Here is an 18082-nt window from a genome sequence, read left to right as displayed (position 1 = left end):
AACAATTGCGGGTTCAGCTTCAGGTCATGGCCGGACCTGAAAGACAAGGAGACAAACGCATGAGCCGCTACGCAGAGTTCTACAGCCGGTCCGTCGACGAGCCCGAAAGTTTCTGGGCCGAACAGGCCCGGCTCATCGACTGGAATTCGCCACCGCAACAGGTGCTGGATGCAAGCCGGCCGCCTTTCGCGCGCTGGTTCGTGGGTGGCACGACCAATCTGTGCCACAACGCGGTCGATCGGCATCTGGCCGCCCGCGGCGACCAGCGCGCCCTGATCTTCGTGTCGACCGAGACCGGCGTCGAGAAGATCTACAGCTTCAAGGAACTCCATGCCGAAGTGCAGCGCGTCGCGGCCAGCCTGATGGAACTGGGCGTGGGCAAGGGCGATCGCGTCCTGATCTATATGCCGATGGTTCCGGAGGCCGCCTTCGCGATGTTGGCTTGCGCGCGCATCGGCGCCATTCACTGTGTGGTGTTCGGGGGCTTCGCGAGCGGATCGCTGGCGTCACGCATCGAGGACGCAACGCCGAAGGTCATCGTGAGCGCCGATGCCGGATCGCGCGGCGGGAAGGTCCTGGCGTACAAGCCTTTGCTTGACGAGGCGATCCGCCTGTCTTCGCACAAGCCCGACGCGTTGCTGCTGTTCGATCGAGGCCTGGCGCCGATGGCGCTGACCGAGGGTCGCGACCATCTGGCGAGTGCGCTGCTCGAGAAGCATCGCGATGCCGAGGTGCCGTGCGCCTGGCTGGATGCGACGGACATCAGCTACATCATCTACACGAGCGGCACGACCGGCAAGCCGAAGGGCGTGCAGCGCGACACCGGCGGCTACGCCGTCGCGCTCGCCGCGAGCATGCAGCACATCTTCGACGGCCGCGCCGGCGAAACCTATTTCTCGACCAGCGACATCGGCTGGGTGGTCGGTCACAGCTACATCGTCTATGGCCCGCTGATCGCCGGCATGGCGACCCTCATGTATGAGGGCCTGCCCACGCAGGGCCTCGACCAGCAACCCGATGGCGGCATCTGGTGGCGTCTGGTCGAGAAGTACAAGGTGACAGTGATGTTCAGCGCACCGACGGCAGTGCGCGTGCTCAAGAAGCAGGATCCGGCGCTGTTGAAGAAATACGACCTGTCCAGCCTTCGTGCGCTCTTCCTGGCGGGTGAGCCGCTCGACGAGCCGACCGGGCGCTGGATCGGCGAGGGGCTGGGCGTGCCGATCATCGACAACTACTGGCAGACCGAGTCGGGCTGGCCGATCCTCACGGTCGCCAACGGCGTGGAGCGCACGCCGAGCAAATTCGGCAGCCCGGGCGTCCCGATGTACGGCTTCAAGGTCAAGATCCTCCACGAATCGACGGGCGAGGAACTCGTCGGCGAGAACGAGAAGGGCGTCGTCGTGATCGAAGGCCCCACGCCACCGGGCTTCATGCAGACGGTCTGGAGAGGCGACGAACGCTTCGTCAATACCTATTGGAAGAGCGTTCCGGGCAAGCTGGTGTATTCGACCTTCGACTGGGGCATTCGCGACGCCGACGGCTATTTCTACATCCTCGGCCGCACGGACGACGTGATCAACGTCGCCGGCCACCGGTTGGGCACGCGCGAGATCGAGGAGAGCATCTCCGGCCATGCGAACGTGGCAGAAGTCGCCGTGGTCGGCGTGGCCGATACGCTCAAGGGCCAGGTGGCGATGGCCTTCGTGGTGCCCAAAGGCGGCGTGGCCGTCGCCGACGGTGAGGCAGCCCTCCAGCTCGAGGGTGAAATCATGAAGCGTGTATCGGACGATCTCGGCGCCCTGGCCCGACCTGCGCGGGTGCGTTTCGTGACCGCCCTGCCCAAGACGCGCAGCGGAAAGCTGCTGCGCCGCGCCATCCAGGCCGTGTGCGAGCAACGCGACCCCGGCGACCTCACGACCATCGACGACCCCTCCACCCTCCAGCAAATCAAGAATCTGTTGTGAGCAGGGAAGTGCCGCGGAACCGGCTCGGCCGGGCCGCAGGCATGGCCCCCTTGCAAAGGGTAGTGGGCGGCCACAGGTAGTGGACAGGCCTGGGGGGTACAATCCGCCCGTACTCAGGCCCTTCCCCAGCCACAGTCGCATCCGCCAATCGGTTCAGCCGTGTCGCGGAAGGTTTCTTAACCAGCTAGTGCTTCCTTCAGGGAAGCGAAGGTCAGCGGAATATGAGCGATTCCTCGTCGACGTCTTCGTCCGTCTACAGCGCCTATCAAGGCAACACTTACCTCTTCGGCGGCAACGCGCCTTATGTCGAAGAGATGTACGAAAACTACCTCTCCAATCCTGGCAGCGTGCCCGACAACTGGCGCTCGTACTTCGATGCGCTCCAGAACGTCCCCGCGACGGATGGAACCAACACCAAGGACGTGCCGCACCTGCCGGTCGTCAACGCCTTTGCCGAGCGCGCCAAGCAGGGCACCACGAAGGTGGTCGTGGCCAGCGGCGCCGATTCCGAACTGGGCCGCAAGCGCACCGCCGTCCAGCAGCTGATCGCAGCCTATCGCAACGTCGGCGCCCGCTGGGCCGACCTCGATCCGCTCAAGCGCACCGAGCGTCCTGCGATTCCCGAACTCGAGCCCTCGTTCTACGGCTTCGCCGATGCCGACCTCGAAACGGTGTTCAACACGAGCAACACCTTCTTCGGCAAGGAAACGATGTCGCTGCGCGACCTGCTCAATGCGCTGCGCGAAACCTACTGCGGCACGATCGGTGTCGAGTACATGTACATGACCGACCAGGCGCAGAAGCGCTGGTGGCAACAACGGCTCGAAAGCGCCCGTACCAATCCGCAACTCACCGCCGAGCAGAAGAAGCGCGTCCTCGAACGCCTGACTGCTGCCGAAGGCCTCGAGCGCTTCCTGCACACCAAGTACGTTGGCCAGAAGCGCTTCTCGCTCGAAGGCGGCGAAAGCTTCATCGTCGCGATGGACGAAGTGATCAAGCAGGCCGGCATCAAGGGCGTGCAGGAAATCGTCATCGGCATGGCCCACCGCGGCCGCCTGAACGTGCTGGTCAACTCGCTCGGCAAGATGCCGGCTGACCTCTTCGCCGAGTTCGATCACACGGCGCCCGAAGACCTGCCCAGCGGCGACGTGAAGTACCACCAGGGCTTCAGCTCGGATGTGTCGACCCCTGGCGGTCCGGTCCACCTGAGCCTGGCATTCAACCCCTCGCACCTTGAAATCGTGAATCCGGTGGTCGAAGGCTCCGTGCGCGCCCGCATGGACCGCCGCGCCGACCCGCTCGGCAAGCAGGTGCTGCCGGTCATCGTGCACGGCGACGCGGCCTTCGCAGGGCAGGGCGTCGTGATGGAAACGCTGGCGCTGGCCGAAACGCGTGGCTACTCCACCGGCGGCACGGTGCACATCGTGATCAACAACCAGATCGGCTTCACCACCAGCGACCCGCGCGACAGCCGCTCCACGCTGTATTGCACCGACATCGTCAAGATGATCGAGGCGCCGGTGCTGCACGTGAACGGTGACGATCCCGAAGCCGTGGTGCTCGCAACCCAGCTCGCCCTCGAATTCCGCATGGAGTTCCAGAAGGACGTGGTGGTCGACATCATCTGTTTCCGCAAGCTCGGCCACAACGAGCAGGACACCCCGGCGCTCACGCAGCCGCTGATGTACAAGAAGATCGCCCAGCATCCCGGTACGCGCAAGCTGTACGCCGACAAGCTCGCAGCGCAAGGCCTGGGCACGACGCTCGGCGACGACATGGTCAAGGCGCAACGCGCGGCCTTCGACGCCGGCAAGAACACCTCGGACCCGGTGCTGACCAACTTCAAGAGCAAGTACGCGGTCGACTGGAACCCCTTCCTGAACAAGAAGTGGACCGATGCAGGCGACACCGCGATCCCCACCGCCGAATGGAAGCGCCTGGCGGAACGCATCACCACGGCGCCGAGCAACTTCACGGTGCATCCGCTGGTCAAGAAGGTGCTGGACGACCGTGCGGCGATGGGCCGCGGCGACGTCAACGTCGACTGGGGCATGGGTGAGCACATGGCTTTCGCGTCGCTCGTGGCCAGCGGCTATCCGGTGCGCCTGTCCGGCGAGGACAGCGGCCGCGGGACCTTCACGCACCGCCATGCCGTGCTGCACGACCAGAACCGCGAGAAGTTCGACGAAGGCACCTATGTGCCTCTGCAGAACGTTGCCGACAACCAGGCGCCGTTCGTCGTGATCGACTCGATCCTGTCCGAAGAAGCCGTGCTCGCCTTCGAATACGGCTACGCCTCCAACGATCCGAACACGCTCGTCATCTGGGAAGCGCAGTTCGGCGACTTCGTCAACGGCGCGCAGGTCGTGATCGACCAGTTCATCGCATCGGGCGAGGTCAAGTGGGGCCGCGTCAACGGCATCACGCTGATGCTGCCGCACGGCTACGAAGGCCAGGGCCCCGAGCACAGCTCGGCACGCCTCGAGCGCTTCATGCAGCTGTCGGCCGACACCAACATCCAGGTGGTGCAGCCGACTACGGCCAGCCAGATCTTCCACGTCCTGCGCCGCCAGATGGTGCGCAACCTGCGCAAGCCGCTGGTGATCATGACGCCGAAGTCGCTGCTGCGTAACAAGGATGCGACCTCGCCGCTGTCCGAGTTCACCAAGGGCAGCTTCCAGACCGTCATTCCGGACAACAAGGACCTCAAGGCCGAGAAGGTCAAGCGCGTCATCGCCTGCTCCGGCAAGGTCTACTACGACCTGGCGAAGAAGCGCGAGGAAAAGGGTGCCGACGACGTCGCGATCATCCGCGTCGAGCAGCTCTATCCCTTCCCGCACAAGGCATTCGGTGCCGAGCTGAAGAAGTACCCCAATCTCGCCGACGTGGTGTGGTGCCAGGACGAGCCGCAGAACCAGGGTGCCTGGTTCTTCGTGCAGCACTACATCCACGAGAACATGCAGGAAGGCCAGAAGCTCGGCTACTCCGGCCGTGCCGCCTCGGCATCGCCCGCAGTCGGCTACTCGCACCTGCACCAGGAACAGCAGAAGGCGCTGGTCGACGGCGCATTCGGCAAGCTCAAAGGCTTCGTGCTGACCAAGTAAGAAGAACTCACATTTACCTGCATAAGAAACACGAAGCGGAGCACATCAAACATGTCCATCGTTGAAGTCAAAGTCCCCCAGTTGTCCGAGTCCGTGGCCGAAGCCACCATGCTCCAGTGGAAGAAGAAGCCCGGCGAAGCCGTTGCGATCGATGAAATCCTGATCGAGATCGAGACCGACAAGGTCGTGCTGGAAGTGCCGGCCCCGGCCGCCGGCGTGCTGGCCGAGATCGTCGCCGGCGACGGCGCCACCGTCGTGGCCGACCAGCTCATCGCGAAGATCGACACCGAAGGCAAGGCGGGCGCAGCCGCGCCGGCCGCTGCACCCGCCGCGGCGCCTGCTGCTGCCGCGGCAGCGCCGGCTTCTGCTGCTGCCGCCACCGGCGGTTCGAAGTCCGACGTGGCGATGCCCGCCGCGGCCAAGCTGCTCGCGGACAACAAGCTGAGTACCGGCGACGTTGCCGGCACCGGCAAGGATGGCCGCGTCACCAAGGGCGACGTGCTCGGCGCCGTCGCTTCGGGCGCGACCGCGAAGGTCGCAGCACCCGTGCCGGTTCCGACCGGTGCCCCCAAGACGGCATTGCCGCACGTCGCTTCGCCGGCCGGTTCGCCCGACCTGGGCGACCGTCCGGAAGAACGCGTTCCGATGAGCCGCCTGCGCGCGCGCATCGCCGAGCGCCTGCTGCAATCGCAGTCCACCAACGCCATCCTGACCACCTTCAACGAGGTGAACATGGCGCCGGTGATGGAAATGCGCAAGCGCTTCCAGGAGAAGTTCGAGAAGGAGCACGGCGTCAAGATCGGCTTCATGAGCTTCTTCGTGAAGGCAGCGGTGCACGCGCTCAAGAAGTATCCGGTGCTCAACGCTTCGGTGGACGGCAATGACATCGTCTATCACGGCTACTTCGACATCGGCATCGCAGTCGGTTCGCCGCGCGGCCTGGTGGTGCCGATCCTGCGCAACGCCGACCAGATGAGCTTTGCCGACATCGAGAAGAAGATTGCCGAGTACGGCGCCAAGGCGCGCGACGGCAAGCTGGGCATCGAAGAGATGACCGGCGGCACCTTCTCGATCTCCAACGGTGGCGTGTTCGGCTCGATGCTATCGACGCCGATCATCAACCCGCCGCAGTCGGCCATCCTGGGCGTGCACGCGACCAAGGACCGCGCGGTGGTGGAGAACGGCCAGGTCGTCGTTCGCCCGATGAACTACCTCGCGATGAGCTATGACCACCGCATCATCGACGGCCGCGAAGCCGTCCTGGGCCTGGTCGCCATGAAGGAGGCGCTGGAAGATCCTGCGCGCCTCCTGTTTGATATCTGAGCTCGCTCCCAGGCTGCGCGCACTTCGTGTCGCTTCGCCTACCCCCAGCCGGGGGCGACACCGGTGGCCCGGCAAAAGCCGGTTCCACGGTGTCTTGCGAAAGACGCCAGGTCCGTGCGGCCTGAAAAACTGAAACGGAATACTCAATGAGCAAACAATTCGACGTCATCGTCATCGGCGGTGGCCCCGGTGGCTACATCGCGGCCATCCGCGCGGCGCAGCTCGGCTTCAACGTGGCCTGCATCGACGAGTGGAAAAACGCCAAGGGCGGCCCGGCGCTGGGCGGCACCTGCACCAACATCGGCTGCATTCCTTCGAAGGCGCTGCTGCAATCGTCGGAGCACTACGAGCACGCCGCGCACAGCTTCGCCGACCATGGCATCAAGATCGAAGGCCTGGGCCTCGATGTCGAGAAGATGCTGGCGCGCAAGGACACCGTCGTGAAGCAGAACAACGACGGCATCGTCTACCTGTTCAAGAAGAACAAGGTGGCGTTCTTCCATGGCCGCGGCTCCTTCGCGAAGGCCGCGGACGGCGGTTACGAGATCAAGGTGGCAGGCGCCGCTGAAGAAAGCATCAGCGGCAAGCACATCATCATCGCGACGGGCTCGAACGCGCGCGCCTTGCCGGGCGCTCCGTTCGACGAGCAGAACATCCTCTCGAACGACGGCGCCTTGCGCATCGGCGGCGTGCCCAAGAAGCTGGCGCTGATCGGCTCCGGCGTGATCGGCCTCGAGATGGGCTCGGTGTGGCGCCGTCTCGGCTCCGAGGTGACGGTGCTCGAAGCCCTCCCGACTTTCCTCGGCGCGGTGGACGAGCAGATCGCCAAGGAAGCGAAGAAGGCATTCGACAAGCAGGGCCTGAAGATCGAACTCGGCGTCACGGTCGGCGAGGTCAAGTCGGGCAAGAAGGGCGTCAGCATCGCCTACACCGATGCCAAGGGCGGCGCGCAGTCGCTCGAGGTCGACAAGCTGATCGTCTCGATCGGCCGCGTGCCCAACACCATCGGCCTGAACGCCGAAGCCGTGGGACTCCAGCTCGACGAGCGTGGCGCGATCGTGGTCGACGACGACTGCAAGACCAGCCTGCCGAACGTATGGGCCATCGGCGACGTGGTGCGCGGCCCGATGCTCGCGCACAAGGCCGAGGAAGAGGGCGTCGCGGTGGCGGAGCGGATTGCGGGCCAGCATGGGCACGTCAACTTCAACACCATTCCGTGGGTGATCTACACCTCGCCCGAGATCGCGTGGGTCGGCCAGACCGAGCAGCAACTCAAGGCAAGCGGCCGTGCCTACAAGGCGGGCAGCTTCCCGTTCCTCGCGAACGGCCGCGCTCGCGCATTGGGCGACACGACCGGCATGGTCAAGTTCGTGGCCGACGCGGTCACGGACGAGATTCTCGGCGTGCACATGGTCGGGCCGATGGTCAGCGAACTGATCTCCGAGGCCGTCGTGGCCATGGAGTTCAAGGCCAGCGCCGAAGACATCGCACGCATCTGCCACGCGCACCCGTCGCTGTCGGAGGCGACAAAGGAAGCTGCCCTGGCAGTCGACAAGCGCACGCTGAACTTCTGATCCGTGAGCGTCCGCCAGGCCTATGACGCGGAGCTGGCTGCCCGGGGGTTCCAGAGCGACCCCGCGCAGCTGCGCGCCGTGGAGGCGCTCGACCGCTGCGCGAGCGAATGGGCCGACTACAAGGCCCAGCGTTCCAACGCCTTCAAGAAGCTGATCAACCGGCCTGAGATCCCTCGCGGGGTCTACATGTACGGCGGCGTCGGTCGGGGCAAGAGCTTCCTCATGGACTGCTTCTACAACGCAGTCCCGCTGCGGCGCAAGACGCGTCTGCACTTCCACGAGTTCATGCGGGAGGTGCACCGCGAGCTGGCCGACCTTCAGGGCACGGTCAATCCGCTGGACGAACTCGGGCGGCGCATCGCCAAGCGCTATCGGCTGATCTGCTTCGACGAGTTTCACGTCGCCGACATCACCGATGCAATGATCCTCCACCGGCTCCTGGTGGCGCTGTTCGAGAACGGCGTAGGCTTCGTCACCACGTCGAACTTCAAGCCGGACGATCTGTATCCGGGCGGCCTGCACCGTGACCGCATCCTTCCCGCCATCGCGCTCTTGAACGAGCGGCTCGAGGTCATCAGCGTCGACAACGGCACCGACTACCGCCGCCGAACGCTGGAGCAGGTGAGGCTCTATCTCACGCCCAATGGTGCTGCTGCCGACAAGGAAATGCGCAAGGCCTTCGAGCGGCTGGCCGAAAGCGCCGACGAGAATCCGGTCCTCCACATCGAGTCGCGCGAGATCCATGCGCGGCGCAAGGCCGGGGGCGTGGTGTGGTTCGACTTCAAGACGTTGTGCGGCGGTCCGCGTTCACAGAACGACTACCTCGAGATCGCGACGCAATTCCATACGGTGCTGCTGTCGGACGTGCCGTACATGCCCGTGCGGATGGCCTCGGAAGCACGCCGTTTCACATGGCTCGTGGACGTGTTCTACGATCGACGCGTGAAGCTGATCATGTCTGCCGAAGTGCCGCCCGAGGCGTTGTACACCGAGGGGCCGTTGGCCCACGAGTTTCCGCGAACCGTGTCCCGCCTCAACGAAATGCAGTCGGCCGAATTCCTCGCGCTCGAACGCCGTGTCGTCGATACCCGCCTTACATGAAGAACATCGTCCTTGCATTGCTGACCGGGCTGGCCGCGCTGCCCCTTTGGGCGCAGTCCAGCGCCACGACCGGCAGCGCCAATTTCGATGTGGAACGGGCCCGCCTGGCGCAGGAGCGAAGTGCGGTCGACGCCCGCTACGCCACTGAACAGGCCGCCTGCTACAAGAAATTCGCGGTCGAGGACTGCCTGCAGGACAGCCGTCGCCGTCGCCGCGCGGCCACTGACGACATCAAGCGTCAGGAAGCGGCGATGAACGACTTCGAGCGCAAGCGGCGGGCCGCCGCGGAACTCGACAAGCTCGAACAGCAGAAGGCGGACCAGCGCGCACAGGATTCGCAAGCGAAGCGGGACGAAGCGCTGAAGTCGCAGCAGGACCGCGAGCAGCGCGCCGCCGATCACGCGGCTGGTCGTTTGCAAGCGGAGTCCGAAGCAGCCCAGAAGCGACGCCAGTTCGACGAGAAGCAACGCGCGCACGCCGAGGAGCAGGCCAAGGCAGCCCAGCGCCGGGCCGATGCGCCGGCGGCGCGTGCGGAGTACGAACAAAGGCTGCAGAAGGCGGAGGAACATAGGGCTGAACTCGAGAAGCGGAACGCTTCAAGGACCAAGCCGCGCTCGGCGCCCTTGCCGACGCCTGGGGAGTCGCCCGCGCCGTCAGCGCCGGCACCCGCAATTCCGCCGGCGGCTCCGGCAACCCGCTGACGGGATCGCGCCCGGCCCTCAGTCTGCGGGCAGTGGTTCGAGCTTCAGGACGACGATCGAAATGTTGTCGCCGGTCCCGTGCGCGCGGCGACGCGCTTCGGCGACCAGCAGTTCGACGGCGGCACGCGGCGACTGATCCGCCAGCAAGCCGCCCATCTCCTCGGGCTTGAAGTAGTGCCATAGCCCGTCGCTGCAGGCCATCAGCACATCGCCCGTCTGCAGGCGAGGGACCAGGTGGATGTCAACCGGTGGCGGCGTCGACTTCATGCCGAGGCAGCCCAGCAGGATGTTGCTCTGCGGGTGCAGGTTGGCTTCCTCGTCGTTGATCTCGCCGCGGTCGACCAGCACCTGCACATAGGAATGATCCTTGGTGCGCTTGACCAGCGTTCCGTTGTGAAAGTGGTAGATGCGCGAGTCGCCGGCGTGGATCCAGGCGCAATCGCCCTCGGGATTCATGAGGAAGGCGGCCAGCGTGCTGTGCGGCTCCTGCTCGCTGGAGACCGCCGTGAGCTTGATCACGGTGTGGGCATCTTCCAGCAGGTGCCGCAACATGGCGACGGCTTCGTCGCGACCCGGCTTGTAGCGCGAGAAAAGCTGGCGCGCCGTCATGAGGACCTGGTCGGAAGCCTTGCGCCCGCCGCTGCGCCCGCCCATGCCGTCGGCGATCACGCCCAGCACGCACCCTGGCGCACGGGGGTGGGACATGATCAGGACCTGGTCCTGCTGGTAGGGGCGATCTCCTTTGTGGAGACCGGTCGCGGCGGCGAGTCGAAAGCCTCGGGTCATGTGGGCGCTGGTGCGCCGATGGCGCGGTCTTTCATGTTGTCGTGCAAGGTGGACGAAGACGTATTATCGAGTGAACACAAGCTGCGGCCGAAGCGCCGTTGTGCCGATTTCACACTGCCCCCGTTGGACTCCAATCTTCACTCCATTTCTCGCCAGCTGATCGAACTCCGTATCCAGCACGCGGACCTTGACGCCACGATCGACCGGTTGGGCGAGGTCGTCCCGGTCGACGAACTGCTTCTGCGGCGGCTGAAGAAGCGGCGTCTCGGTCTGCGCGACGAGATCGCGCGCCTCGAACGCCTGCTCGACCCGCAAGAACCTGCCTGATGTCCATCGAACAAGAGGTGCGCGAGGCTTTCGCGCAGGACGGCGTGCTCTCCCATGCCGCCGAGCAGTTCCGCGAACGCGAGGGCCAGACCCAGATGGCGCTGGCTGTCGCGCGCACCATCGACCAGGGCGGGGTGCTCGTGGTCGAGGCCGGCACAGGCGTCGGCAAGACCTTTTCGTACCTGGTGCCGGCCCTGCTGAGCGGCGAGCGCGTGCTGCTGTCGACCGCCACCAAGACGCTGCAGGACCAGCTCTTCGGCCGCGATCTGCCCCGGCTGGTCACCGCGCTGGGCTTGCCCGTGCGAACGGCGTTGCTCAAGGGGCGCGCCAGCTACGTATGCCTGCACCGCCTCGATCAGGCGCGCCATGACGCCTCGTTGCCCGAACGGGGCACGCTGCGCACGCTCGCGAAGATCGAGCAATGGTCCAAGGCGACTCGCACGGGCGATCTGGCCGAGCTGCCGGGTCTGGACGAACGCTCGCCCCTGATTCCCCTGGTGACGTCGACGCGCGAGAACTGCCTCGGCGCTCAGTGCCCCCAGTTCAAGCCGTGCCACGTCAATCTCGCGCGGCGGGAGGCAATGGCCGCGGACGTGGTGGTCATCAACCACCACTTGTTCTTCGCCGATCTCGCCGTACGCGAATCGGGCATGGCGGAGCTTCTTCCGACCGTGCGGGTCGTCGTCTTCGACGAGGCGCACCAGCTCAACGAAACCGGGGTGCAGTTCCTCGGTGTCCAGCTCGGAAGCGGCCAGGCTCTGGACTTTGCGCGCGACCTGCTGGCAGCGGGGCTCCAGCATGCGCGGGGCCTGGTCGACTGGCAGGAGTTGACGGCGGGGGTCGAGCGGGGGGCGCGCGAGTTGCGGCTGTCCGTGGGCAGGCAATACCCTGGCGCGAAGCTGCGCTGGGCCGGCGCGTCACCGGAAGGCGTCGCACCAGACCCATGGCAGGACGCGCTCGATACGCTGCAGCAGGCTTTCGCGGACGCCGCAAGAGGGCTCGACACGGTGAGCGAGCTCTCGCCCGATTTCGTTCGCCTTCACGATCGCGCGCAGCAGCTGTCGGATCGTGCAAAGCGCTTTGCGGAGACCTGTCCCACCGGCTCGGTGCGCTGGGTCGACGTGGGGACCCAGCTGAGATTGATCGAGTCGCCGCTCGACATCGCCGAGGCGGTGCGTACCCGCATCCTCAAGTCCGATGCGGACAACGATGGGGAGGAGGGGCGTGCATGGGTCTTTACCTCGGCCACGCTGGGGGACGATCCCAAGCTGCGCTGGTTCACTGAGCCCTGTGGCCTCGACGATGCCGAGGTGCTGCGTGTTCAGAGTCCGTTCGACTATGCACGCCAGGCGGCGCTCTACGTGCCGCGCGTGTTCCCCAAGCCGAACGACCCTGTGCACAGCCAGCGGGTGGCAGAGCTCGCTGCCCGCGGTGCTGGCGTCCTCGGCGGCCGCACGCTCGTCCTCACGACGACGCTGCGTGCCTTGCGGACGATCGGCGATGCCATGCGGCAAGAGTTCGAACACCTGGAGCCCGTCCAGCGGCCGGAAGTGCTTGTGCAAGGCGAACTGCCCAAGCGTGTCCTGATGGACCGCTTCCGCGAAGGGGCGATCAATGGACGTGCCGGCTGTGTCCTGGTCGCATCGGCTTCTTTCTGGGAGGGCTTCGATGCGCCCGGGGATGCCTTGCAACTGGTCGTGATCGACAAGCTGCCATTTCCGCCGCCCAACGATCCGCTCGTCGAGGCGCGCTCCCAACGCCTGGAATCACAGGGGCGCAGTTCCTTCAGCGACTATTCGCTGCCCGAAGCCGCGGTGGCGCTCAAGCAGGGCGCCGGACGGCTGATCCGGCGCGAGAGCGACATGGGCGTGCTGGTGATCTGCGATACGCGCCTCGTCGCCATGGGCTACGGCCGTCGCCTTCTCGCCGCGCTGCCGCCGATGCGCAGGATAGAGACCGAAGCAGACTTCGATGCCGCTGTAGCCGAATTGGGAACAGCCACGCGGTCGTCAGACGGGTACTAGGAGGCCGCCGCCGGGCCGTCCGGGCCGCCCCCTCGGGGGCGAAATTACACGAAACGAAAAGCCGGACGCCTTGGGGTCACCAGAGCTTCCACCAGGGATCGTCCTTGGCCCGGAAGCCGCGCGTCAGGTACTCGCTCTTCGGATAGTTGGTGGTCAGCACACGTTGGGTGTCGTCGCGGAGATCGGTGAGGCCCAGCTTGTCGTAGGACATGTACATGATGTACAGCGCTTCTTCGAGCGCCGGGACTTCGCGGTAGTCCGCCAGGGCCTGCTGCGACCGATTGACGGCCGCGAGGTAGGCACCACGGTTGTAGTAGTAGCGCGCCACGTGAACCTCGTACTGCGCCAACGAGTTGACGATGTAGTTCATACGCTGGCGCGCGTCCGGCGTGTAGCGCGATTCGGGGAAGCGGGAGACCAGTTCCTTGAACGCCTCGAACGATTCCTTCGCGGCCTTCTGGTCACGCTCCGACAAGTCCTGGCGCGTCATGAACGCGAACATGCCGAGGTCGTCGTTGAAATTGATCACGCCCTTGAGGTAGAGCGCATAGTCGATCGCCGGACTGGCCGGGTGCAGCTTCATGAAGCGATCGAGCGTTGCAACGGCCTGAACCTTGTCGCCTGCCTTGAACTGTGCGTAGGCCTTGTCGATCTGTGCCTGTTGCGCGAGCGGAGTTCCGGCGGCGCGGCCTTCGAGCTTTTCGTACAGCGGCACGGCCTTGTCGTAGGCGCCCGAGTCCACTTCGTCCTTGGCTTCGGAGTAGATCCGGTTGGGGCTCCAGTTCGCGGTCTTGTCGGCCGGGGTCGACGAGCAGCCGGCCACCAGCCATGCCGCGGCGCAAAGGGCCAGCCAGCCGGGGACAACCGATAATTTGGCGCGAAACATCAAATAAGGCTTTCGTGAAACAGTTGCCCTCAATTATATCGGCCGACCCCTTGGGCCATACCTCGGAGGCGGCTGAGCACGACGAGGGTGCGGAGCTGTCCGATGCGAGCGAAATTCGCACCTTCCTGATCGGCCAGGCCCAGCACGGGCAGCGGCTGGATCGGGCGCTCGCCACATTGGTCCCCGAGTTCTCGCGCAGTTACCTCCAGCAACTCATCGATGCCGGTACCGTCGAGCTGCAGGGGAGGGTGGTGACCAAGACTTCCGCCACCGTGCATGCCGGCGAAGCCGGGCGCATCGAGCTACGGCCGACGCCGCAAAGCCAGGCATTCCGTCCCGAGACGATGGAGATCAACGTGCTCCATGAAGACGACCACTTGCGCGTCATTGACAAGCCGGTGGGGCTCGTGGTGCACCCGGCGCCGGGAAACTGGAGCGGAACCCTGCTGAACGGACTTCTCGCGCTCGATCCGCGGGCTGCGCTGCTGCCGCGCGCCGGCATCGTGCATCGGCTGGACCGCGACACCAGCGGACTGATGGTCGTTGCGCGCAGCCGTGCCGCGATGGATGCGCTGGTGGCGCTGATCGCGGCGCGCGAAGTCAAACGCCAGTACCTCGCGCTCGCCCACCGCACCTGGCAGGGCGCCAGCGCGCGACACGTGGACACCGCGATCGGGCGCGATCCGCGCAATCGCCTTCGCATGGCGGTGGTCGACCTGGAGCGTCATTCCGGGAAGCCGGCACGCACGCTGGTCGAAGCGCTCGACACCAACGAACTGGGCTGTGCCGTGCGCTGCACGTTGGAAACGGGGCGAACCCATCAGATTCGCGTCCACATGGCTTCGATCGGCCATCCGCTCGTCGGCGATGCCCTGTATGGAGGCGCCAATGCTGTCGGGCTGACACGTCAGGCGCTACACGCCTTCAGGCTCGGATTCGTGCATCCCATGACCGGGCAGCCGTTGGAGTTCCAGTCGCAGCCACCGGCGGATCTCGCTCAGGGTTTTTCCGGGTGGGGGCTGGATTACAATCGCGCCTGACGGTCCCGAGGGCCGCGCCGGCCATCCGATGCCGGCCTTGCGTTGCATACGCCGCGTGCCTGCAGCGCCTCCTTTCATCCATCTGAACAAGCGTCCCCGAGACGCCTTTTCCGGGATAACGCGAACCATGAATACGGCGGATGCCAAGCGCATTCTCGAAACCGCCTTGATCTGTTCGACCCAGCCGTTGCCGGTGCGCGAACTGCGCGTGCTGTTCGACGACGAACTGGGCGCCGACACGATCAAGTCGCTGTTGCTCGAATTGCAGGAAGACTGGTCGCAACGCGGCCTGGAACTCGTGAGCGTGGGCACCGGCTGGCGTTTCCAGAGCCGCCCCGAGCTTCGTGACCATCTCGATCGCCTGCATCCGGAGAAACCGCCGCGCTACACGCGTGCAGCCCTCGAAACGCTGGCGATCATTGCCTACCGGCAGCCGGTCACCCGCGGCGACATGGAAGACATCCGTGGCGTCACCATCAATTCGCTGATCCTCAAACAGCTCGAAGACCGCAACTGGGTGGAGGTCATCGGCCACCGCGAAACGGTCGGCCGCCCGGCGCTGTATGCGACCACGCGCCAGTTTCTCGACGACCTGGGCCTGGCATCGCTCGACCAGCTTCCGGTGATCGAATCGCCATCGCAGCAGGGCGCCTTGATCGAGGCGCTCGACCGTGCAGCGGGCGGGGACCAGCCCACGTTGCCGATCGAAGAGATCGCGGCGGAGCCCGACCTGGTACCAGTTGAAGCTGGCGTCGTGAGCCACGAAACCATCCAGGCTGTCGAAACCGTGGTCGTCATCGCTGAAGCCAGTGAAGTCGAGCCGGCGATCGAGCCTGAAGCCGAAACGCCGGCCCCTGCCGAACCCCCATCCTCCTCTCCCGTCGACGCAGATGCAGATGCACCGCCCGATGAGGCCGACACCACCGCTGTCCCTTCCGGAACCCGACCATGAGCCCCAAAGATCCTGTTGACGCAGCCACGCTGCCGGCCGAACCTGCCTCCGAGGAGCGATTGGCGGATGCGCCGGTGCAGCCGGAAGATGGCGCCGAAGCGCCCGCAGCCGGCGATGCTTCCGAGGCGCCGCGCAAGCGTCGTCCGCGTCGGCGCAAGCCTGCCGCCACCGACGTGTCGGCCGAGGCGCCGGTCGACGATGCGGCCGAGCCCGCTGACCCCGCTGACCCCGCCGAGCCCGGTGAGTCTCGAGCTCCCGCCGCCGAAGAGCGGTCCGCGCCCGCGCCGGACACGGCCCGCGAGGTGAGTGCCTCCGAGGCGGATGAAGACGACGAGGAAGAAGAGCCGGACGAGGAGGAAGATGACCTCGACCGTGCGCGCCGCGCCGCCGAGCGCGAACAGCGTAATGCGCCGCCGCCCGAGCCGATTCGATTCGCCGACGTCATTTCGGGCCAGTTCGATGCCGACGAGGAAAGCCCGGAAGTGCCGCCGCTCAAGCGCGTGCTGTTGCCGGAGGCCGACTCGCCCAAGCTGCACAAGGTGCTGGCGCAAGCCGGCCTGGGCTCGCGCCTCGAGATGGAGCAGCTCATCCTGCAAGGCCGTATCTCGGTCAACAACGAGCCCGCCCACATCGGTCAGCGCATCCAGTACGGCGACCAGGTCAAGATCAATGGCAAGCCCATTCGCTATCGCATTGCGCCTCCGCCGGCGCGCGTCATCGCGTATCACAAGCCGGTCGGCGAGGTCGTGACGCACGACGACCCCCAGAACCGCCCGACCGTGTTCCGCAAGCTCCCGCGCCTGCAGCAGGGCAAGTGGCAGTCCGTCGGTCGCCTCGACCTGAACACGGAAGGCCTGTTGCTCTTCACGAGTTCCGGTGAGCTGGCCAACCAATTGATGCACCCCCGTTTCGGGCTGGAACGCGAATACGCCGTGCGGGTGCTCGGCGCGCTCAGCGCAGAGGAAAAGCAGCGCCTGCTCGAAGGCGTCCGGCTCGACGATGGAATGGCCCACTTCGGCACCATCGAGGAGGGCGGCGGCGAGGGGTCCAACTGCTGGTATCGCGTCACCATCTCCGAAGGCCGCAACCGCGAGGTGCGCCGGCTCTTCGAATCGGTGGGGCATGCGGTCAGCCGGCTGATCCGCATCCGCTACGGCGCGATGGTGCTGCCCCGCGGCCTCAAGCGTGGCGCGTGGATGGAACTCGACGAGCGCGACATCCGCTCGCTGTTCCAGGCTGCAGGCGGCTCCGGCGAGCGGCAGGCACGGCCCGGCGCGGGTCCGAGAGGCCAGGGCCAGGACGGCGGTGGCGGACGCAACAACCGGAATCGCAAGCGGCGCGGCAACCGCAATGGCGGTGGCGGCGGCCCGCAAGGGGACGATCGTGAGGCGCCGATCCCGAATCCGTTGGCCCACGGTCCAGGTGCCCGCTCGGACCGCGGCACGGGGGGCGGCAAGGGTCCGCCGCAGGGGCGTCGGAACAATCGCGGCGACCGCCAGGGGCAGGGTCAAGGCCAGGGCGGGCAGCAAGGGCGCAACCGGCAGGGCGACGATCGTCCGCCGAGCGGCGCCAACCAGCCTGACCCGATGAAGACGTCGCTCGGCTATATCGGCGCTGACAGCTTCTCGCGCCAGCGCAAGGAACAACGCCAGGGTCCGCGTCGCGGCGGCTCCTCCGGCGGCAACTTTGGCGGACAAGGCGGCGGTCGCCGCCGCGGTCGCTGAAAATCGGCGCGAACGGCGGTCTTTCGCTCGCTTCTTGCGGGTTGACCCTATCGCGCCGGTTAAAATCAAAGGCTTTGTCAAAGGCTGCAACGCGAGCGTTGCGGTGGCGACAAAACCCATCCAGATTCAAGCTCTCAGGAAAGCACTTCAATGGCCATCGAACGCACCCTCTCCATCATCAAGCCCGACGCAGTGGCAAAGAATGTCATCGGCAAGATCGTCTCCCGCTTCGAGGCTGCCGGCCTCAAGATCGTGGCGGCCAAGCTGGTGCATCTGTCGCGCAACGAAGCCGAACAGTTCTACGCCGTTCACAAGGAACGCCCCTTCTTCAAGGACCTGGTCGAGTTCATGATCTCCGGCCCGGTGTTCGTGCAAGTGCTCGAAGGTGAAGACGCCATCGCCAAGAACCGCGACCTGATGGGCGCCACCGACCCCAAGAAGGCAGCCGCCGGCACCATCCGCGCCGACTTCGCCGACAGCATCGATGCTAATGCAGTGCATGGCTCCGACGCCCCCGAAACCGCGAAGAACGAAGTTGCCTTCTTCTTCGCCGGCCTCAACGTCTACGCACGCTGA

14 protein-coding genes are annotated in these 18082 nt (G+C 65.7%); 12 read left to right on the top strand and 2 right to left on the bottom strand.

The genetic code is table 11. From position 1 onward, the window contains the following. Positions 1-26: 26 nt before the first annotated feature. The 6 genes from QTH90_RS05880 (at position 27) to QTH90_RS05855 (ending at position 9767) form a co-directional block, all read left to right on the top strand. Positions 27-1964 carry a propionate--CoA ligase gene (locus tag QTH90_RS05880; protein ID WP_286663569.1) on the top strand — a complete coding sequence of 646 codons (1938 nt, stop codon included), beginning with the start codon at positions 27-29 and terminating at the stop codon, positions 1962-1964. 221 nt (positions 1965-2185) lie between these two features. Next, positions 2186-5068 carry a 2-oxoglutarate dehydrogenase E1 component gene (locus tag QTH90_RS05875; RefSeq protein ID WP_286663568.1) on the top strand — a complete coding sequence of 961 codons (2883 nt, stop codon included), beginning with the start codon at positions 2186-2188 and terminating at the stop codon, positions 5066-5068. A 51-nt stretch (positions 5069-5119) separates the two neighbouring features. Next, positions 5120-6391 carry a 2-oxoglutarate dehydrogenase complex dihydrolipoyllysine-residue succinyltransferase gene (odhB, locus tag QTH90_RS05870; RefSeq protein WP_286663567.1) on the top strand — a complete coding sequence of 424 codons (1272 nt, stop codon included), beginning with the start codon at positions 5120-5122 and terminating at the stop codon, positions 6389-6391. 146 nt (positions 6392-6537) lie between these two features. Further along, positions 6538-7965, top strand: coding sequence for a dihydrolipoyl dehydrogenase (gene lpdA, locus QTH90_RS05865; protein WP_286663566.1), 1428 nt, complete (start codon positions 6538-6540; stop codon positions 7963-7965). Between the two features lie 3 nt (positions 7966-7968). After that, positions 7969-9066 carry a cell division protein ZapE gene (gene zapE, locus QTH90_RS05860; RefSeq protein ID WP_286663565.1) on the top strand — a complete coding sequence of 366 codons (1098 nt, stop codon included), beginning with the start codon at positions 7969-7971 and terminating at the stop codon, positions 9064-9066. Next, complete coding sequence (locus tag QTH90_RS05855) at positions 9063-9767, top strand: hypothetical protein (protein WP_286663564.1); 705 nt, start codon at positions 9063-9065, stop codon at positions 9765-9767. Before zapE ends, QTH90_RS05855 begins: the two co-directional genes overlap by 4 nt. An 18-nt stretch (positions 9768-9785) precedes the next feature. Here QTH90_RS05855 and QTH90_RS05850 read toward each other — a convergent pair whose 3' ends face one another. Further along, positions 9786-10553, bottom strand: coding sequence for a PP2C family protein-serine/threonine phosphatase (locus tag QTH90_RS05850; RefSeq protein WP_286663563.1), 768 nt, complete (start codon positions 10551-10553; stop codon positions 9786-9788). Positions 10554-10676: 123 nt separating this feature from the next. On the opposite strand from QTH90_RS05850, the gene QTH90_RS05845 reads away from it, so the two are divergent. Next, positions 10677-10880 (top strand): DUF465 domain-containing protein, encoded by a 204-nt coding sequence (locus QTH90_RS05845; protein ID WP_286597963.1) that lies wholly within the window; start codon positions 10677-10679, stop codon positions 10878-10880. Further along, on the top strand, positions 10880-12904 hold the full coding sequence (gene yoaA, locus QTH90_RS05840) for a DNA repair helicase YoaA (protein ID WP_286663562.1): 2025 nt from the start codon (positions 10880-10882) through the stop codon (positions 12902-12904). The genes QTH90_RS05845 and yoaA overlap by 1 nt, the downstream gene beginning before the upstream one ends. 76 nt (positions 12905-12980) lie before the next feature. Here yoaA and QTH90_RS05835 read toward each other — a convergent pair whose 3' ends face one another. Continuing rightward, positions 12981-13790, bottom strand: coding sequence for an outer membrane protein assembly factor BamD (locus QTH90_RS05835; RefSeq protein WP_286663561.1), 810 nt, complete (start codon positions 13788-13790; stop codon positions 12981-12983). 14 nt (positions 13791-13804) lie between these two features. Here QTH90_RS05835 and QTH90_RS05830 point away from each other — a divergent pair, with 14 nt between their 5' ends. From QTH90_RS05830 to ndk, 4 genes are all read left to right on the top strand, one after another. Further along, on the top strand, positions 13805-14830 hold the full coding sequence (locus tag QTH90_RS05830) for an RluA family pseudouridine synthase (protein WP_444814677.1): 1026 nt from the start codon (positions 13805-13807) through the stop codon (positions 14828-14830). Between the two features lie 127 nt (positions 14831-14957). After that, positions 14958-15782 (top strand): SMC-Scp complex subunit ScpB, encoded by an 825-nt coding sequence (gene scpB, locus QTH90_RS05825; RefSeq protein ID WP_286663560.1) that lies wholly within the window; start codon positions 14958-14960, stop codon positions 15780-15782. Then, positions 15779-17506 (top strand): pseudouridine synthase, encoded by a 1728-nt coding sequence (locus QTH90_RS05820; RefSeq protein WP_286663559.1) that lies wholly within the window; start codon positions 15779-15781, stop codon positions 17504-17506. The genes scpB and QTH90_RS05820 overlap by 4 nt, the downstream gene beginning before the upstream one ends. 150 nt (positions 17507-17656) lie before the next feature. After that, a complete protein-coding gene (gene ndk, locus QTH90_RS05815) occupies positions 17657-18082 on the top strand; it encodes a nucleoside-diphosphate kinase (RefSeq protein WP_286597970.1) in 426 nt (141 codons plus the stop codon).

This window comes from Variovorax flavidus, from assembly GCF_030317145.1.
Taxonomy (GTDB): domain Bacteria; phylum Pseudomonadota; class Gammaproteobacteria; order Burkholderiales; family Burkholderiaceae_C; genus Variovorax; species Variovorax flavidus.
This window is presented reverse-complemented; position numbering and strand designations above follow the sequence as displayed.